Below are 16,278 nucleotides of genomic sequence, written 5' to 3'. Positions count from 1 at the left end.
GCACACATGACACCCGTGACGCACATGACCACCTACACCGCACGCCCCGTCCCCCCGTCCGCTCTGAAAGAGCTCCGCTCCACCGACGACTCGGGGCGCGAGATGGTTCCCGTGACCGACGACGAGGGCGGCGCGCCCCTCCGGTGCTGTCTGCGCCGCAGCGTGCCGGGGGAGCGGATCGCCCTGGTCTCCTACGCCCCGCTGCGCCGCTGGGCCGCGGAGACGGGCGCCGAGCCGGGGGCCTACGACGAGCAGGGCCCCGTCTTCATCCACGCCGAGGAGTGTCAGGGACCCGAGGGCGACGGATATCCGTTCGACAACGCCCACCGGACCGTCCGGCGCTACTCCGCGGACGGGCACATCCTCGGCGGCGAGCTGGTCGCCACCCTCGACGACGACGCCTTCCGGAACGCGTTCGACGACCCGTCCGTGGCGCTCGTCCACGTCCGGGCCGTCGAGTACGGCTGCTTCCTCTACGAGGTGCGCAGGCCCGCCTAGCCCTTCAGCTCCGCCGCCACCAGCTCCGCGATCTGCACCGCGTTCAGGGCCGCGCCCTTGCGGAGGTTGTCGCCCGAGACGAACAGGGCGAGGCCGTTGTCGACGGTCTCGTCGCTGCGGATGCGGCCGACGTAGGAGACGTCCTTGCCGGCGGCCTGGAGCGGGGTCGGGATGTCGGAGAGCGCGACGCCGGGGGCGCCGGCGAGCAGCTCGGTCGCGCGCTCCGGGCTGATCGGACGGGCGAAGCGGGCGTTGAGCTGGAGCGAGTGGCCGGAGAAGACCGGGACGCGCACGCAGGTGCCGGAGACCTTCAGCTCGGGGAGCTCCAGGATCTTGCGGGACTCGTTGCGGAGCTTCTGCTCCTCGTCCGTCTCGTTGAGACCGTCGTCGACGAGGTTGCCGGCGAAGGGCAGCACGTTGAAGGCGATCGGACGCTTGTAGACCTGCGGCTCGGGGAAGTCGATCGCCTCGCCGTCGTGGGTCAGCTTGTCGGCGTCGGCGACGACCTTCTGGACCTGGCCGTGCAGCTCCGCCACGCCCGCGAGGCCGGAACCGGAGACCGCCTGGTAGGTGGTGGCGACCAGCGCCGTCAGGCCCGCCTCGGCGTCCAGCACCTTCAGGACCGGCATCGCGGCCATGGTGGTGCAGTTCGGGTTGGCGATGATGCCCTTGGGGCGGTCCGCGATGGCGTGCGGGTTCACCTCGGAGACCACCAGCGGCACCTCGGGGTCCTTGCGCCAGGCCGAGGAGTTGTCGATCACGACCGCGCCCTGCGCGGCGACCTTCTCGGCCAGCGCCTTCGAGGTCGCGCCGCCCGCCGAGAACAGCACGATGTCCAGGCCCGTGTAGTCCGCCGTCGCCGCGTCCTCCACCGTCACGCCGTCCAGGACCGTCCCCGCCGAGCGGGCCGAGGCGAACAGACGCAGCTCGGTGACCGGGAACTCCCGCTCCACGAGGATCCTGCGCATGACCGTGCCGACCTGGCCGGTGGCTCCGACGATTCCTACCTTCACGACGACTCCTTCTACATGGCGGGTGCGTGGCCTGGACGTTTCCATCATGCGTCTCTTACCGGCCGGTGTGTCCAATCGTTTGCCCGAGGCGTGGGACGGCATGCCGGTCAGGGCCGCAGCTCCAGCGTCCACTCCCCGAGGCACCGCACGTGGAGGATCGAGTCGGATATGCGGTACGGACCGGAAGAAGCGGTGAGTTTCCGGTGCGGGAAGAGATTTTCGTCCAGTTCGAAGACATGGATCATGGCCGTTCCGACGACCACCAGCTCGGCCTCGGGCCCGGTGTGACGTACGACTCCATACCAGCCACCCGGCGTCCGCGCGCCGAGCACGGGGGCCGCGCCGATCGGGGCCGGCTCCAGCCGCCACTTCGTGTCCTCGGCGGCCCGGACCGTGACGAAGCAGGTGCCGCCGGGGTCGACCCACACCGGACCCAGGGTGGGGCGGCGCCGGCCGAGCGTGTCGGCGATCATCGCCGACTTGCCGTAGGGGTGGTTCAGGGACCAGGCACTGAGGTGCTCGTCGTTGCCCCGTGACGTCCGGGTCACCGTCATCAGGGTCGGCGGGCCCTGGTAGCGCAGGACGGTGCTGCCGCGGCCCTCGGCCGGGCCGGTGAGGAGCGGCGCCTGCTCCTCGGGCAGCAGCCGCAGCGTCCAGTCGCCCGCGCACGTGACCCGTACGGCCTGCTCGGCCCTGCCGTCGGCGAACAGCACGGCCGTCCCCCGGGTGCCGCGCTGGCGGCCGGTGAGCCACTCGTCCTCGTCGCCGTACTCATCGACGAGCTTGACTTCGAGGCTGTAGTCGGCCTTCGCGCCGGGGAAGTCGTACTGGACCAGGGCCGGGCGCCCCGGGCGCGGGTTGCGGAGCGTGATGGTCCGGTCGCCGCGGCCCTCGTAGGCGCCGGTCTTGACACCCGTAGAGGGGTCCCGGACGGGCAGCGGCTTGGCGGTGAGCTCCCAGGTGCCGTCGCCGTGCTCGACGACGAGGAGCAGCGGGCCGTCGGGGACCGGGACGGTCTGCTTGAGCTTGCCGGTCTCGTTGCACAGCATGTCGTGCTCGTCGAGGTCGTCGAGGTGTTCGGCCTCGTGGCAGTTCAGCACGAACCACTCGTCGCGGTCGGCGCCGCCGTCGAAGCGGACCTTCACATCGGCCATGGTGCCGGTGTACGAGACGACGTCGGGGCCCCGGCCCGTGAGCGTCTGCGGGCCGAGCGGACGGGCCGCCGACAGCGGCAGCACGCTGATCGTCCAGTCGTCCTCGTAGGAGACCTTCATCCGCAGCGGGCGGTCGCGCGGGGGCTGCACCAGGGCGCGGCCGTGGAAGTCGCGCAGGGTGGTGTTGAAGACGGTGTCCTCGTCCTTGTTGCGCCGGTTCAGCGTCTCGACGAGCAGCCACTCGTCGCCCCGGACCCGCGCCTCCACGATCACCGGTCCGGGCGGCAGCGGTACGTCCACGGAGACGACGCCGTTGCCGCGGCCGCTCTGGGTGTGCGGCCGGAAGTCGGCGCCGAGGGGGGTGGGGGCGGGGACGGGGGTGTACGCGGACGGCGGTACGGCATCGGCGATCGGCGCTACGGCCGCCTTGGTGACCTCGGTCTGCATCACCGGTACCGGAGCGGCCGCCACCGGTTCCTCCACCACGATCCCGAAGTCCGTGGCCAGCCCCGCAAGCCCCGACTCCCACCCTTGCCCGACCGCCCGGAACTTCCACGCCCCGTTGCGCCGGTAGAACTCCCCGAGCACGAACGCCGTCTCCCCGGCGGCGTCCGTCACGTCGTAGTGCGCGACGATCGTGCCGTCGCCCGCGACGGTCTGCAGCGCCAGCCCCGGCACCGCCCCGAACGTGCCGCCGTCGCAGGACGCGGCGACCAGCACCCGCTGCACCGCCGGCTCCACCCGGGGCAGGTCCAGCTCCAGCCACTCGGCGAGCTGGTCCACGCCGTCCCCGGTGCCGAGGTGCCGGACCGCGCCCGACGGATGCGCGGGCTGGTTGTGGAAGACGAGGTCGGCGTCGCCGCGCACCTTGCCCGTCGCGTCCAGCAGCAGCGCCGAGACGTCCACGACCGGCGACCCCGGTACCTTCCGGCGGCAGACGGCAACCCTCAGAGAACCGGTGGGGACAGGGGTGTTGGCCCCCTTCACGATGTGGGTCATGGGGCACATGGTGACAGTGACGATCATGTGAAGAAAGAATTCCGCGCATCGGGCCGAACGTTTCCGCCCGCACCGGCGTCATAGAGGAAACGCGGCGAGGAGAGGGGGAGCCGTGCTGCGCAGAAAGGCCCGCCGCGGCCAGGGGGAGGGCGTCCACGACGGGCCGGACGACCCCCTCGACGCGGCCCAGGAACGTCGGGTGCGAGCCGTGCTCGCGCTCGGCGGCGTACCGCAGGCGGACCTGCCGGACGGGGTGCAGCAGGTCCGTCTGCGGTTGCTGGAGCGGGCGGCCAAGGGGTACGAGGCGCCGCGCGACGTCTCCGCGTGGGCGGCCGTCGTCGCCTCCAACCTCGCCATGGACTGGCACCGCGCCAAGCGCCGGCAGGAGCGCATCGGCGAACGCCTCGCCTCCCTGCGGCAGTTGGAGCACCCCTCCGGCGAGGACACCAGCGTGCTCTCGCTCGCCGTCGCCCAGGGGCTGGACGAACTCCCCGACGCCCAGCGCCAGGTCCTCGTCCTGCGGTTCTACGCCGACCTGCCGGTCCGGGACATCGCCCAGGAACTCGGCGTCCCCGAGGGCACGGTCAAGAGCAGGCTGCACACGGCGGTCCGCGCGCTGCGCGCCCGTCTGCACGAGGACGAGGTGGTGTGACATGACCGCCGAACACCGGGACGTCGACGCGCTGATGGCCGCGCTCACCGGCGAACCCCTGCCCGACGACGCGGACGCCGCGCTCCGCGCCGAACACCGGGCGGCCAGCGATGACATCACCCTGCTGCGTGAGCAACTCGGCCTCATCGGAGATGCGTTGGCGCACGATCCGCGCCCCGCGCCACGACCTGCTCCGGTACGTCCCTCACGCGTCCGCGTCTGGGCCCCCAGGCTCGCCTTCGGCACCCTAGTGGCCGCCGCGGTGGCCTCCGTGGTGACCGGGCTCGGCTGGCTGGTCGCGACGGGCGGCAACGACAGCGCGGACGCCGGCAGCAGCGCCAGTGACAAGTCCCAGGTGGGCGCCCAGGCCGGTCGCTTCGGCAGCCCGCACTACCTGGCCTGCACCCGGCTGGTGGTCGAGGGGAAGGTCGCCTCGGTCGAACGCCTCGCGGACCAGGCGCAGTTGCGGATCACCGTGGACGTGGACCGCTACTACAAGCAGGACACGAAGGGCCCGAAGCGGCTCACCTACGTCGTCGACGACAACTTCGTCGACGGCCTGCACCAGGGCGACCCGGTGCTGTTCGGGGTGCCCCAGGGCGACGCCGTACCCGACCACTGGGTGGTCGGCGAGCAGGAGGTGGCCCGCGAACGGGCTTGGGTCCAGGCGTCGTTGCCGGAGTCGCGCAAGTTGACCTGCTGAGTGATCGAACGATCCGGGGTGTTCCCGCGTCATAGGAGAAACGCGACCTAGGGAGATCACGGGTGCCGATCAGGAGAGCTCGGGCCAGGGAGGCGGACGGGGACCTGCTGAACGCGGCGCAGGCCGACCGGGTCCGGGCCGTGCTGGCCCTCGGCGGCGTGCCGCAGGACGACCTCCAGGACGGCCTCCAGCAGGTGCGGCTGCGGCTGCTGGAACGCCGGGCGAGGGGCGAGGAGCCGCCGCGGGACCTGGGCGCCTGGGCGGCGGTGGTGGCGTCGAACCTCGCCGTGGACTGGCACCGGGCCAGGCACCGTCAGGAGCGTGTGACCGAGCGACTCACCCTGCTCAGCACCCCGGACGACCGCTTCGAGGAGGGCGCGGACTCCGGACTCCAGGCCCTCGCCGTGGCCGAGACGCTGGACGCCCTCCCCGTCGGGCAGCGGCAGGTGCTGATCCTGCGCTATTACGCGGATCTCTCGGTCCCGCAGATCGCCGAGCACCTGGGCATCCCGCTGGGCACCGTCAAGAGCAGGCTGTACGCGGCGGCGCGGCTGCTGCGCGAGCGGCTGAACGTGGAGGAGGTGGCGTGAGGGTGGGTGACGAGCAGCCGAGGGAAAGCGTGCGGCCGATGAACGACGACGAGTTGATGGCGGTGCTGCTGGGCGAGCCCCCGGCGACGGATGGCGACGGGTACGCGGCCGCGGAGCGGGACATGGCCGTCGCACGGGAGCAGCTGCGGCGGATCGGCGACGGGCTCGCGCGACAGGCGCCCTCGTCGTCGCCGGTCGCGCGGGAGCCGGTCCCTCGGGGGCGGAGGCTGCGTCGCGGAATGCTGGCGCTCGCCGTGTCGGTGGCCGTCGCGTTGACGGGTACGGCGGTTGCCTATCTCGTCGCGCACAACGGGATCTCCGAAGCCGACGACGTCCGAAGCAAGCTCACCGCCGAGGGCGTGCTGGCCTGCGCCGGCACGATCGCCGAGGGCACGGTCGACAAGGTCGACGAGCTGGGCGGCGGTAGGTTCCGGGTCGTACTGGATGTGGAGCACCGCTACAAGCCGGAGGGCGGCGGGGCGCGGCTGAGCTTTGTCACCGAGGGGGCGGAGACGAAGACGTACTACCGCACCGGTGCGCGGATCCTGGTTCTCGTCCCCGAGAACGCGGCGGAGGGGCCCGAGACGTTCCGGGAAGGCGATCCGCCGCTGCCGGACGGCGGACCGGGCGCCCCCTCGGGGCCGGTGCGCGACGCCCTGGACTGGGGGCGGCAGTGGGTCGAGCAGGCCCTTCCGGGCTCCCGGGGGGTCGACTGCCCTCACGAGTGATCACGACCTTCCGAAAGTCGTTGCAGATTTCACCACTCTCCCTTTACCTTTCCCTTGCCCGATCTTTATGGCAGGTACATGCCATTAACGTGCAGGGGGATGTGCTGTGAGTACAGGCAGATCGAAGCTCTCGTGGCGGACCGCGGCAGCCGTGGCCGCCGCGAGCGCCGTCATCGGGATCGGCGCGTGGAGCGCCGTGGGGGAGGAGCCGGCGGGCCCGCGCCTCGACACGCGGGCCGAGCGGATCATGTACGGACGGGAGACCCGCCAGTTCGACACGCTGGAGCAGCTGGTCGGATCGACCCCGTACATCGTCAAGGCGACCGTGACGGACATCCAGCCCGGCCGGAGCGTCGGCGACGCGGAGAGCGGAGGGGTCGAGCAGGCGCGCGACGTGACCCTCGCCGTCGAGGTGAAGTACAAGAAGGCGCTGCTTCCCTCCACCCTCGTCGTCGAGGAGTGGGGCTGGGACTCGGAAGGAGCGGGGTACCAGGTCGAGAACGTGGCCTGGAGCAAGGTCGGCGACAAGGGCTACTACTTCCTCACCAAGAGCTCGGCCGCCGACCGCTACAAGCTGATCAACACCCAGGGGCGGGCGCTGGAGACCAGCGACGGCATGCTCGAACTGTCGGCCGACCCCGACTCGGACCTCGCCACCTACTTCAACGGGTGGACCTCGGTCGATCTCGCCGGGCAGATCATGTACCTGCTCCGGCCGGAGAACAGCGACCAGTTGCAGACCGTGCCCCAGGCACCGGCCGCCCCCACCGCGTCCATGACGGCGCCCGCGGCCGAGGACGGCACCGAGGAGCCCTACCCGGACGACTCGGTCGACGACGGCTCGGAACCGAGCGCGTCGCCCACGAGCTGAGCGATGCGGCGCCCGCTCGCGCACACCGCCTCTCCATGCGTCCGTCTCACCATGCGTCCGTCCCGACAGAAAGCGAACCGACGTGCCCAGACTCTCCCCCCGGCTGAGCGCCGTGCTCGCCGTGGCCGCCTCTCTCACACTGGCCCTGCCCTCCGCGGCCCGCGCCGACCATGACGACTCAGGGACGGATCCCGACAACAGGAACCAGGCCGTCAAGGGCTTCAACCTGAGCACCAACGGCACCAACGCGATGAACCACGGCAAGGCCGAACTGGAACGCAGTGTCATCACCACCTCGTGGGGCGGCGGCGACATCGAGGTCTACGACTCCAACTACGGCGACACCGACTGGGCCGGACGCACGGACTGCACGGACTGGAACGCGCTGTGGACCTCGTGCGACATCATCCGCGTCCGGTTCAACCAGTACTACGGCATGTCCGCTTCGCAGTGGCGCAGTCTCGGCTGCCACGAGTTCGGCCACACCGCGGACCTCGGACACCGCAAGAAGTCGAACGACACCGACAACAACTCCTGCATGCGTGAGGAGATCTGGCCCACCCACTACGACCAGCACGACCTCAACGCGATCAAGGCGGGGACGTGACCACGCGCAAGAGCCTGCTGGTCGCCTTGGCGGGCGCCGCCGCACTCGCGATCGGCGCCACCGCGTTCCTCCCCGGCGGGCAGTCGGAGGCGGACGAGTTCAAGGCATCCGCGAAGAGCGCGGAGTTCTGCCGCACCGCCGCTCCGCTGGATCTCCAGCAGACCGAGCAGCTCACTCCGCACAAGCGCGAGCACATCATCGAGGACCTCAACGACGGTCTCCCCGAGGGCGCCGCGGAGGACTTCGGCCGACTCCTCGCCTGGTACGAGCATCCCGAACCGGAGCACGAGGAGGCCGCCCGCGAGTCGAGCTACGCGGTCGGCGAATTCATCGAGCTGGTCTGCGCGGACATCAACATCGGCGGGATCCGGGCGTCCCGCTGAGCCCTCAGCCGGAGGCGCGGTGACGGATCGCTCCGGCCCGCTGGGCCAGGGCGCCAGGAACACGAGAGGGGCGGGTGTCCGTCGGACACCCGCCCCTCCCCTGTCTTACCCGTGCGTCACGGGGTGACCTTCTCGATCTTCACGCTGCCGATGCCCGCGACCGTGCCGCGCGCGTTCACCAGCTGGACCTGGCCGAAGAACTCACGGCCCTCCGGAGCGGCCGCCAGGGCGGTGACGCTCGCGGACACGTTCGCCGAGGCACCCGTGGCCAGCTTCACCGCGGCCGAGTCGTCGACCGTGACGGCGCCCAGGGCGGCGGAGAAGAACACGTCCTGGTAGTCGTACGCGGTGGAACCGGACGGCACCGCGTAGCCGATGACCTGGACGGTGTACGTACCGGCGGCCGGGTTCGCCACCGAGACAGCCTCCTCCGAGTCGCCGTCGGCGGAGGTACCCGCCTCGCTGCCGTCGGGGGCGAGGACGACCAGGTCGAGGTCGGCGGCGGCGTCGGAGACGTTGCCGATCACCACGTCGAGCGACTTGGCGCCCTCGGGGACGTCGACCGTGGAGGTCTGCGTGACGCCCTCGGTGATGGTCGGACGGGCCGACTTGGCCGAGCCGAGCGGACCGCCGACCAGCTTGCCGTCGAGGGCGGCGAAGTTGTTCGTCACCTTCCAGGAGGCGGCGACCGGCGTGCCGACCTTGGCCTCGGGAACCGTCACGACCTCCGGGGCGAAGGCGGCGCCGAGGACGGTGACGTCCAGCTTGTACGGGTTGTCGAGCAGCGGCGACGTACGGCGCGACTCGACCTCGATCTCCCAGACGCCGGCCTGCGGGTCCGCGTACGAACGCACGTCGGGCTTGCAGCCGTTGCCGTCGAGGTAGTTGTTGTAGCAGTACGGGGTGCCGGTGTTGTCGACCGGAGTGCCGTACGGGTGGATCGCGATGAACCGGGTCTGGCTCTTGTCCTTCAGCCCGCCGATCGCGACCTCGAGGGACTTGGCGCCCTCGGGGACGGTCACGAAGTAGGACTGCGAGCTGTTGCGCTGGACGGTGTTGGACGCCGCGAAGGTGTACTTCACCGGCGTCGAGACCACGACCGTGTTCAGGATCTGCTTGTCGACGCCCTCGGTGAACGGGTCGTCGACGTTCAGGATCACACTCTTGATGCCGGCGGACGGCGCCTTGGCGACGATCTTCACGGTGACCGGCTTGTTCAGCTCCAGCTTGACCAGCGGGGAGCCGGCGATGGAGAAGGTGCCGGAGGCGTTGTTCTCCAGGCTCAGCCGGTGCCAGATCGGCTTGGCGTCGCCGGTGGTACGGGTGATCGTGACGTCGTACGACTTCTTGACGCCGACCTTCAGGCCGCCCTCACGGTCGTAGATGCCGGTGCCGAAGCCCGGCGTCTTCAGGAACTGGTCGATCGCGGTGTCGACCGGCGCCTTGACGGTGTACTCGTCGGCACTCGCGCCGTCCCGGATCGCGTCCCAGGCGTCGACGATGTCGATGCGGCCCGCGCCCTCCTCGTACGCCTGCACACCCTTGATGTGGTGGGCGGTCGAGGTCAGTGCCGTGCGCAGGGTCGCCGGGCTGAGGGCGATGTGCTTCTGCTTGGCGGCGGACAGCAGCAGCGCCGAGGCGCCCGCGGCCTGCGGGGAGGCCATCGAGGTGCCCTGGAGCATCGAGTAGCCGGCCGGCAGCGTGTAGCCCGACTCGGCGACCGGAGAGCCCGGCAGCCAGGTCTGGGTGGTGTTGATCGAGGCACCCGGGGCGACGAGCGTCGGCGTGAAGCCGCCGTCCTCACGCGGGCCGCGCGAGGAGAAGGGCAGCAGCGCGTACGGCTTCGTCACGGCGGAGCCGTAGTTGGACGCCCAGGTCTCCTTGGAGATGGCGGCGCCGACCGAGATCACCTTGTCGGCCAGACCGGGGTCGCCGATGGTGTTGGCACCCGGGCCGGAGTTGCCCGCGGAGATCACGAGCTGCACACCGTAGGTGTCGATGAGGCGCGTGTAGAGCTCGGCGCGCGCGTTGTTGCCGTCGTTCAGCGCCGGCAGACCGCCGATCGACATGTTGACGATGTCGACACCGCGCTTGGTGACGAGGTCGATCATGCCCTCGGTGAGCGCGACGTTGGTGCAGCCGCCGGTCCAGGTGCAGGCACGGGACGAGACGATCTTCGCGCCCGGGGCCGCGCCGTTCATCCTGCCGCCGAACAGGCCGTTGGCGGAGGTGATGCCGGCGACGTGGGTGCCGTGCTCGGACTCGATGACGCCGATGTTGACGTAGTCGGACTTGGCACCGGCCGCGTTGTAGACGACGTCCTTGCGGATCTCGACGACGAACGGCTGGCGCTCGACGACGTCCGTGGCCGGGTTGTCGGTACCGAAGTAGCCGATCTGGAACCCGTCCTTGTACGGCTTCATCGCCGTGTCGTCGGTGAAGTCGTGGTTGTTGTTCAGGTCGACCCGGACCGTGCCGGCGGCGGCGTCGTAGAGCACGCCCCATTCGTCGGTGGTGTCGCCGTCGCGGTTGGCGTCGCCCTTGGCGTCACCGCCGGTGGTGGCCGCCTCGCGGAACAGGTTGAACTGGTAGGCGCCCGCCGGGGCCTGCCAGGTGGCGCCCGCGATGGTGAAGGTCGGGCCGCTGACCGGGTTGTTCATCCGCCGCCAGGTGGCGTCCTGGTCGTTGACCGGGTCGGTCGAGGTCACCCAGTCGACGATCTTGCGCTCGCCGGTGGTGGTCTTCTGCAGCGCCGGGTGACCGAGGTCGACACCGGAGTCCAGGATGCCGATGGTGACGCCGCGGCCGTCCGCCTTCGGGTGGTCCTGCACGAACTCGACGGCGCCCGTCTCGAAGGACGGGTTGTACGGGTTCACGGCGGGGGTCTTCTTGTCCGGCGCCGGGTAGGTCTTCGTCGTCGCGGCGGACGCGGCACCCTTGGCGGTGTCGGCGGCCGGCGTCGGGTCGTCGAGCGCGATCTCCTGCCGCAGGTCGATGCCGTGCACGGAGGAGAGCTTGGCGGCGGCCGCGATGGCCGCGTCGGCCTTGGCGGTCGGCACGGTGGCGCGGACGTAACCGAGCTTGTCGTAGGTCTTGCCCACGAGTCCGCCCTTGACCGCGTCCAGCTCCTCGGCGACCTGCTCGGTCTTGCCGGGGGCGGTGGCGACCATCATAGTGACGTTCTTGTCGCCGGCTGCCTTGGCCTCGGTGAGGAGCTCCGCGTCGTCCGAACCGAGCTTCTCGGCGGCGGACTTGACGCCCGGGTCGGCCGCGGCCGGCGTGCCGGCGTCGGCGGAGAAGGCCAGGGGAATCGGTCCGGCCGCGGAGAGGGCGGCCACGAGACCGGCGGCCACGGCTATGCGCACCACGCGTCTCGCGCTGCCCGATATCGGATCGCGCTGGGGGGTGTGGGTCATCGGCATCCCTTGTAGGTAAAGGAACGTGCGTTCTGCGAGCGCACAGCTTTACGCATGGGAAGGATGTTTAGGGAGAGTTGACCGAATCGATATGGGGTGGTGGGGAAAACCCGCGATCCCTTTTGGGAAGTTGAGCAGCAAAAGGGACAAGTCTCTTACGTTTCTCTCAGCTTTCTCTGGCGCGCGCATAGTGCCGCGACGCCTTCGCCCGGTTCCCGCACGCCGCCATCGAGCACCAGCGGCGCGTGCCGTTCCGCGACGTGTCGAAGAAGTGCAGGATGCACGCCTCGTGGGCACAGCCCCGGATGCGGTCCGGCGCGGTGGCGAGGAGCTCCAGGTAGTTGCGGGCGGCGAGCCAGGCGGGCCCCCACGCGGGGTCGCGGAACTCCGGGACCTCGCCCGGCCCTGCGGCGGTGAGGGTGGCCCGGATGCGGCCATGATCGAGCACGGCGTCCAGCGGGGCCGTCTCGCCCCCGTCGACGGCCTTCCGCAGCGCGTCCCGCGCCTGGAGGGTGTGCCGCAGCGTCGGCGCGTCGGCCGCGAACCGTCCGTCGAGCGCGTTGGCCGCCAGCCATACGGCGAGCCCGTCGTCGTCCCGGAGCAGGTCCTGGACGGAGCCTTCCCGCATCCACCGCGTGTTGAGCAGGTCGAGGGCGAGGGGCTCGCCGGTGAGGGGGCGCGGGTCGGCCGACATGTGGAGGCTCCTTCGGTGCTAACCGCTCAAGGGTACGTGAGGGGTTGCGACCCTCGCATCTAACCACTAACTTTAATGACAGAGGTTAGCCATGAGGGCGGCCGTTTCCCTGGGGAGAGTCATGACCTTGCGCACCGGACACGTCGGCCTGAACGTCACCGACCTCGACCGCTCGCTCGCCTTCTACCGGGACGTCCTGGGCTTCACGCTGATCGGCGAGGGCAAGGAGGAGGGCCGCCGGTACGCGTTCCTGGGTGACGGCTCGGCCCTCGTCCTCACGCTCTGGCAGCAGGCGGCGAACGGCTTCGCGGGCGACCGCGCCGGCCTGCACCACCTCGCCTTCGAGGCGGGCTCGATCGAGCGGGTGCGCGAGTACGAGGAGGCGCTGCGGACGTACGGAGTGGAGTTCGCCTACGAGGGGGTCGTCGCCCACCGTGAGGGCGCGGCGTCCGGCGGCATCTTCTTCCACGACCCTGACGGGACCCGGCTGGAGATCTCGGTGCCGAGCGGCGCGGAGGGCGCGCCGGCGCCCGTGGAGTCGGCTCCGACCTGCGGGTTCTTCTAGCCATGGGCGCGTATCACGCGGGTTCGCGTGCCGTGCAGGACCGGGTGGGTGTGCGGGAGCGGGCGGACCACGTGGGGGCCTCGATCGGCGAGGGCATCAAGCCGGTCGCCGCCGCCTTCCTCGGCTTGCAGCCCCTGCTGGTCGTGGGCGCCGCGGACGCGTCGACGGGTGAGGTCTGGGCGTCGGCGCTGCACGGGCCGCCGGGTTTCGTGCGGGCGACCGGCCCTCACCAGATGTCGGTGACGGGAGGGGGGCCGGCCTCGGACCCGCTCGCCCCGGCCCTCACCCGCGACGGCACCCTGGTCGGCACGATCGCCCTCGACCCCCGCACCCGCCGCCGGATGCGCCTCAACGGCCGACTCCGGCCCACCGAGCGGGGGTTCACGGTGACGGCGGAACAGGTCTTCGCCAACTGCCCGAAGTACCTGCAGAAGAGGGACGCGTACGAGGTGGTGACCGACCGGCCCGAGCAGGAACCCCACCACGGCTCCGAACTCACCGTCTCCCAGGCGGCGTTCATCACCGCGTCCGACACCTTCTTCCTGGCGACCGTCCACCCGGGCGGCGCCGACGCCAGCCACCGCGGCGGCAACCCCGGCTTCGTGCACGTCGCTTCACCGCGCGAGCTCAGCTGGCGGGACTACCCGGGCAACTCGATGTTCCTCTCCCTGGGGAACCTCGACGCCGACCCCAGGGCGGGCCTGCTGTTCCTGGACTGGACGACCGGCACGACCCTCCAGCTCACGGGCGAGGCACGGACGGAGTTCGCAGGCACGGAACGCCGGGTCCGTTTCACCGTCACGCAGGCCGTCGAACGGCCGTCGGCGATCCCGCTGCGCTGGTCGGCCCCGGAATACTCCCCGGCCAATCCTGACCCGGCGGGCTAACTTCACTGCATGCGCAAGAAGTTGAGGGTGGCGGCCTACGCCATGTGTGTCCGTGAGGATCAACTGCTGCTCGCCCGCTGGATCGGTGACGACGGCCGGCCGGAGTGGACCCTGCCGGGCGGCGGGACGGAGCACGGGGAGGATCCGTACGACACGGTGCTGCGGGAGGTGGAGGAGGAGACGGGGTATCTGGTGGAGATCACCGGCCTGCTCGGTGTGAACTCCTTCCGCCACCCCATCCCGCGCGGCCTGGGCCAGGACATCGACCAGCACCAGGTACGGCTCGTCTACGAGGCCCGCGTCACCGGCGGTGAGCTCCGGCACGAGATCGGCGGCTCCACCGACATGGCGGCCTGGCACCCCCTGACGGAGGTACCCGCGCTGAACCGGGTCGGGCTGGTGGACGTAGGGCTCGCGCTGTGGCGGGAGCGGCCGGTGACGGGACGGCTGTAGACCCCTCCAGTACCCCGCCAGATGAACAGGGAGTGACCATCACCCCGTCGACAGGCGAGCCCTCGTAGACACCCAGGGTCCCCCAAGATCCACGTACGGTGATCGGCGTCGGGCGTTGCCATCTCGTTCACGTACAGGTCATTCCCGGTGCCAACGATCCAGAGCGAGCGGGGAATTCGCGACAGCGAGCGCCCCGCGACCACTGCCGACGCGTTCGCACTCGGGGAGATCGCGCCATGTCGCGCATACGCTCTGTCGCCACCTCCGCCCTGGCGGTCAACCGCCGTACCGTCCTCGCCGCCACCGGCGCCGCAGCCGTCTCCGCCGGCGTCGGCTACGCCCTGCGGCCCACCGACAGCCAGGCCGCCACCACCACGCCCGCCGCCGGCACCCCGGCGGAGGCGCCGGTCGCCCAGTCCCGGCGGGCCCCGGCGGCCGCCCCCCTCGCGCCCTACACCCGTGGCACGACGGTCGCCACCGTCGCCGCTCCGCGCACCTCCTCCGGCTTCCGGCGCCTCGGCGACGGTCCCGGCTGGGCGCGGGTCGTGCGCGGCGACCTCGCCGCCGCGAAGTCCGGCCGGGCCGGCCGCCGTACCGCGCTCGCCGCGTTCGTGCAGCTCACCGACATGCACATCATCGACGCCCAGCACCCGATGCGCCTGGAGTACCTGCGCTCGACCGACGTGCACGCCTGGCGCCCCCAGGAGGCGCTCACCGTGCACGGCGCGATCGCCCTCGTCGAGCGGATCAACGCCCTGCGCGGCGCCCCCGTCACCGGCGCCCCGCTGCACTTCGCGATGACCACCGGCGACAACACGGACAACAACGCCAAGACGGAGCTGGAGTGGTTCCTGACGGTGATGAGCGGCGGCCGGATCAGCGCCAACTCCGGTGACGCGCGGCACTACGAGGGCGTCATGAACAGCGGCATCAAGCAGTACTGGCAGCCCGACAGCACGGTCCGCGACGCCGACAAGCAGCGCGGCTTCCCGCACCTCGCCGGCTTCCTCGCCGCCGCGATCCGCGAGCTCAACAGCCCCGGCCTGAACCTGCCCTGGTACTCCACGGTCGGCAACCACGACGCCATGCCGCTCGGCTGCTACGGCTCCCACGCCGACCCCTGGCTCACCGAGTACGCGATGGGCGGCAAGAAGCTCATGAGCCTGCCGGCCGCCGAGGCGAAGAAGCTCCAGGACGCCATCAAGACGGCCAAGGACCCCAAGGGCGCCGGCTTCCGCGAGCTGCTCAAGGCGCACGCCCGCGACATGCGCTCGGTCACGCCGGACGAGAACCGGGCACCGTACACGCCGACCGAGTACCTCAAGGCCCACCTCGACCCGGCCCACCGCGGCCTCGGACCCGTGGGCCACGGCTACTCCACCGCCAACCTCGACGCGGGCACCCAGTACTACTCCTTCCGCATCGCCGACGACGTCATCGGCATCAGCCTCGACACCACCGACGCCGGCGGCCACTACGAAGGGTCCGTGGGGACCGCCCAGCTGAAGTGGCTGGAGAAGACCCTGAAGGACAACAAGGACTCGTACGCCATCGTCTTCAGCCACCACACCAGCAAGTCGATGGACAACACCCGCCCCGACCCGGCCCGCCCCGGCGAGCGGCGGCACAGCGGTGCGGAGGTCGTCTCCCTGCTGTCCCGCCGGCGCAATGTGCTGGCCTGGGTCAACGGCCACATCCACCGCAACGACATCACCGCGCACAGCGGCTCCGGCGGTGGCCACGGCTTCTGGGAGATCTCCACCGCCTCCCACGTCGACTACCCCCAGCTCGCCCGCGTCATCGAGCTGGTGGACAACAAGGACGGCACGCTCTCCCTGTTCACCACCTGCGTGGAGTCCTCCGCCCCGCACCGCACCGACTTCGCCGACCTCTCCCAGACGGGCCTGGCGGCGCTGTACCGCGAGCTGTCCTTCAACGCCCCGGGTGCCAGCACCACGCTGGGCGGCGCGGCGCGGGACCGCAACACGGAGCTGGTGCTGAAGAAGGGCTGAAACCGGCTCAACCGCAGCACCCATCTCAACCCCGGACGATTCACCCGTGTCTC

The 16,278-nt window shown here is 70.9% G+C and carries 16 protein-coding genes; 12 read left to right on the top strand and 4 right to left on the bottom strand.

Annotated elements, in window-relative coordinates; all coding sequences use genetic code 11:
* Window positions 1-24: 24 nt before the first annotated feature.
* On the top strand, window positions 25-498 hold the full coding sequence (locus tag CRP56_RS14960) for a DUF1203 domain-containing protein (RefSeq protein WP_097274063.1): 474 nt from the start codon (window positions 25-27) through the stop codon (window positions 496-498).
* Here CRP56_RS14960 and CRP56_RS14955 read toward each other — a convergent pair.
* Entirely contained in the window at window positions 495-1,511 is a 1,017-nt protein-coding gene (locus tag CRP56_RS14955; RefSeq protein ID WP_079308467.1) for an aspartate-semialdehyde dehydrogenase, read from the bottom strand. The two genes, CRP56_RS14960 and CRP56_RS14955, sit on opposite strands and share 4 nt — an antisense overlap.
* Window positions 1,512-1,618: 107 nt before the next feature.
* Entirely contained in the window at window positions 1,619-3,664 is a 2,046-nt protein-coding gene (locus CRP56_RS14950) for a TerD family protein (protein ID WP_097274061.1), read from the bottom strand.
* A 112-nt stretch (window positions 3,665-3,776) separates the two neighbouring features.
* Here CRP56_RS14950 and CRP56_RS14945 point away from each other — a divergent pair, with 112 nt between their 5' ends.
* The 7 genes from CRP56_RS14945 (at window position 3,777) to CRP56_RS14915 (ending at window position 8,198) form a co-directional block, all read left to right on the top strand.
* Complete coding sequence (locus tag CRP56_RS14945; RefSeq protein WP_059191817.1) at window positions 3,777-4,316, top strand: sigma-70 family RNA polymerase sigma factor; 540 nt, start codon at window positions 3,777-3,779, stop codon at window positions 4,314-4,316.
* 1 nt (window position 4,317) lies between these two features.
* Window positions 4,318-5,019, top strand: a complete 702-nt coding sequence (locus tag CRP56_RS14940) for a hypothetical protein (RefSeq protein ID WP_097264176.1) — start codon at window positions 4,318-4,320, stop codon at window positions 5,017-5,019.
* Between the two features lie 62 nt (window positions 5,020-5,081).
* Window positions 5,082-5,609: an RNA polymerase sigma factor gene (locus CRP56_RS14935; protein ID WP_097264174.1), complete on the top strand. Its 528-nt coding sequence runs from the start codon at window positions 5,082-5,084 to the stop codon at window positions 5,607-5,609.
* Window positions 5,606-6,337, top strand: coding sequence for a hypothetical protein (locus CRP56_RS14930; RefSeq protein WP_143664908.1), 732 nt, complete (start codon window positions 5,606-5,608; stop codon window positions 6,335-6,337). Before CRP56_RS14935 ends, CRP56_RS14930 begins: the two co-directional genes overlap by 4 nt.
* 106 nt (window positions 6,338-6,443) lie before the next feature.
* Window positions 6,444-7,208: a hypothetical protein gene (locus CRP56_RS14925; protein WP_143664907.1), complete on the top strand. Its 765-nt coding sequence runs from the start codon at window positions 6,444-6,446 to the stop codon at window positions 7,206-7,208.
* Between the two features lie 82 nt (window positions 7,209-7,290).
* Window positions 7,291-7,815 (top strand): hypothetical protein, encoded by a 525-nt coding sequence (locus tag CRP56_RS14920; RefSeq protein WP_143664906.1) that lies wholly within the window; start codon window positions 7,291-7,293, stop codon window positions 7,813-7,815.
* Window positions 7,812-8,198: a hypothetical protein gene (locus tag CRP56_RS14915; protein WP_097264166.1), complete on the top strand. Its 387-nt coding sequence runs from the start codon at window positions 7,812-7,814 to the stop codon at window positions 8,196-8,198. Before CRP56_RS14920 ends, CRP56_RS14915 begins: the two co-directional genes overlap by 4 nt.
* A gap of 116 nt (window positions 8,199-8,314) precedes the next feature.
* On the opposite strand, the gene CRP56_RS14910 is transcribed toward CRP56_RS14915, so the two are convergent.
* Window positions 8,315-11,614 (bottom strand): S8 family serine peptidase, encoded by a 3,300-nt coding sequence (locus CRP56_RS14910; RefSeq protein WP_097264164.1) that lies wholly within the window; start codon window positions 11,612-11,614, stop codon window positions 8,315-8,317.
* Between the two features lie 166 nt (window positions 11,615-11,780).
* Window positions 11,781-12,308: a CGNR zinc finger domain-containing protein gene (locus tag CRP56_RS14905; RefSeq protein WP_097264162.1), complete on the bottom strand. Its 528-nt coding sequence runs from the start codon at window positions 12,306-12,308 to the stop codon at window positions 11,781-11,783.
* A 121-nt stretch (window positions 12,309-12,429) separates the two neighbouring features.
* On the opposite strand from CRP56_RS14905, the gene CRP56_RS14900 reads away from it, so the two are divergent.
* The 4 genes from CRP56_RS14900 (at window position 12,430) to CRP56_RS14885 (ending at window position 16,225) form a co-directional block, all read left to right on the top strand.
* Window positions 12,430-12,873 carry a VOC family protein gene (locus tag CRP56_RS14900; protein ID WP_097264160.1) on the top strand — a complete coding sequence of 148 codons (444 nt, stop codon included), beginning with the start codon at window positions 12,430-12,432 and terminating at the stop codon, window positions 12,871-12,873.
* Between the two features lie 2 nt (window positions 12,874-12,875).
* Entirely contained in the window at window positions 12,876-13,760 is an 885-nt protein-coding gene (locus CRP56_RS14895) for a pyridoxamine 5'-phosphate oxidase family protein (RefSeq protein WP_097264158.1), read from the top strand.
* 9 nt (window positions 13,761-13,769) lie between these two features.
* Window positions 13,770-14,213, top strand: coding sequence for an NUDIX hydrolase (locus CRP56_RS14890; protein ID WP_097264156.1), 444 nt, complete (start codon window positions 13,770-13,772; stop codon window positions 14,211-14,213).
* A gap of 236 nt (window positions 14,214-14,449) precedes the next feature.
* On the top strand, window positions 14,450-16,225 hold the full coding sequence (locus CRP56_RS14885; protein ID WP_097264154.1) for a TIGR03767 family metallophosphoesterase: 1,776 nt from the start codon (window positions 14,450-14,452) through the stop codon (window positions 16,223-16,225).
* The last annotated feature ends 53 nt before the right edge of the window (window positions 16,226-16,278 follow it).

The organism is Streptomyces sp. TLI_55, from assembly GCF_900206255.1.
In the GTDB taxonomy this organism is placed as follows: domain Bacteria; phylum Actinomycetota; class Actinomycetes; order Streptomycetales; family Streptomycetaceae; genus Streptomyces; species Streptomyces aquilus.
The sequence above is the reverse complement of the archived record's forward strand: the minus strand, read 5'-3'. Positions and strand labels throughout refer to the sequence as shown.

What these genes read in the sequence shown, in the direction of transcription:
- CRP56_RS14960 (WP_097274063.1), top strand. Translation starts at nt 25, where the DNA reads ATGACCACCTACACCGCACGCCCCGTCCCCCCGTCCGCTCTGAAAGAG.
- CRP56_RS14950 (WP_097274061.1), bottom strand. Translation starts at nt 3,664, where the DNA reads ATGACCCACATCGTGAAGGGGGCCAACACCCCTGTCCCCACCGGTTCT.
- CRP56_RS14940 (WP_097264176.1), top strand. Translation starts at nt 4,318, where the DNA reads ATGACCGCCGAACACCGGGACGTCGACGCGCTGATGGCCGCGCTCACC.
- CRP56_RS14910 (WP_097264164.1), bottom strand. Translation starts at nt 11,614, where the DNA reads ATGACCCACACCCCCCAGCGCGATCCGATATCGGGCAGCGCGAGACGC.
- CRP56_RS14905 (WP_097264162.1), bottom strand. Translation starts at nt 12,308, where the DNA reads ATGTCGGCCGACCCGCGCCCCCTCACCGGCGAGCCCCTCGCCCTCGAC.
- CRP56_RS14900 (WP_097264160.1), top strand. Translation starts at nt 12,430, where the DNA reads ATGACCTTGCGCACCGGACACGTCGGCCTGAACGTCACCGACCTCGAC.
- CRP56_RS14895 (WP_097264158.1), top strand. Translation starts at nt 12,876, where the DNA reads ATGGGCGCGTATCACGCGGGTTCGCGTGCCGTGCAGGACCGGGTGGGT.
- CRP56_RS14890 (WP_097264156.1), top strand. Translation starts at nt 13,770, where the DNA reads ATGCGCAAGAAGTTGAGGGTGGCGGCCTACGCCATGTGTGTCCGTGAG.
- CRP56_RS14885 (WP_097264154.1), top strand. Translation starts at nt 14,450, where the DNA reads ATGTCGCGCATACGCTCTGTCGCCACCTCCGCCCTGGCGGTCAACCGC.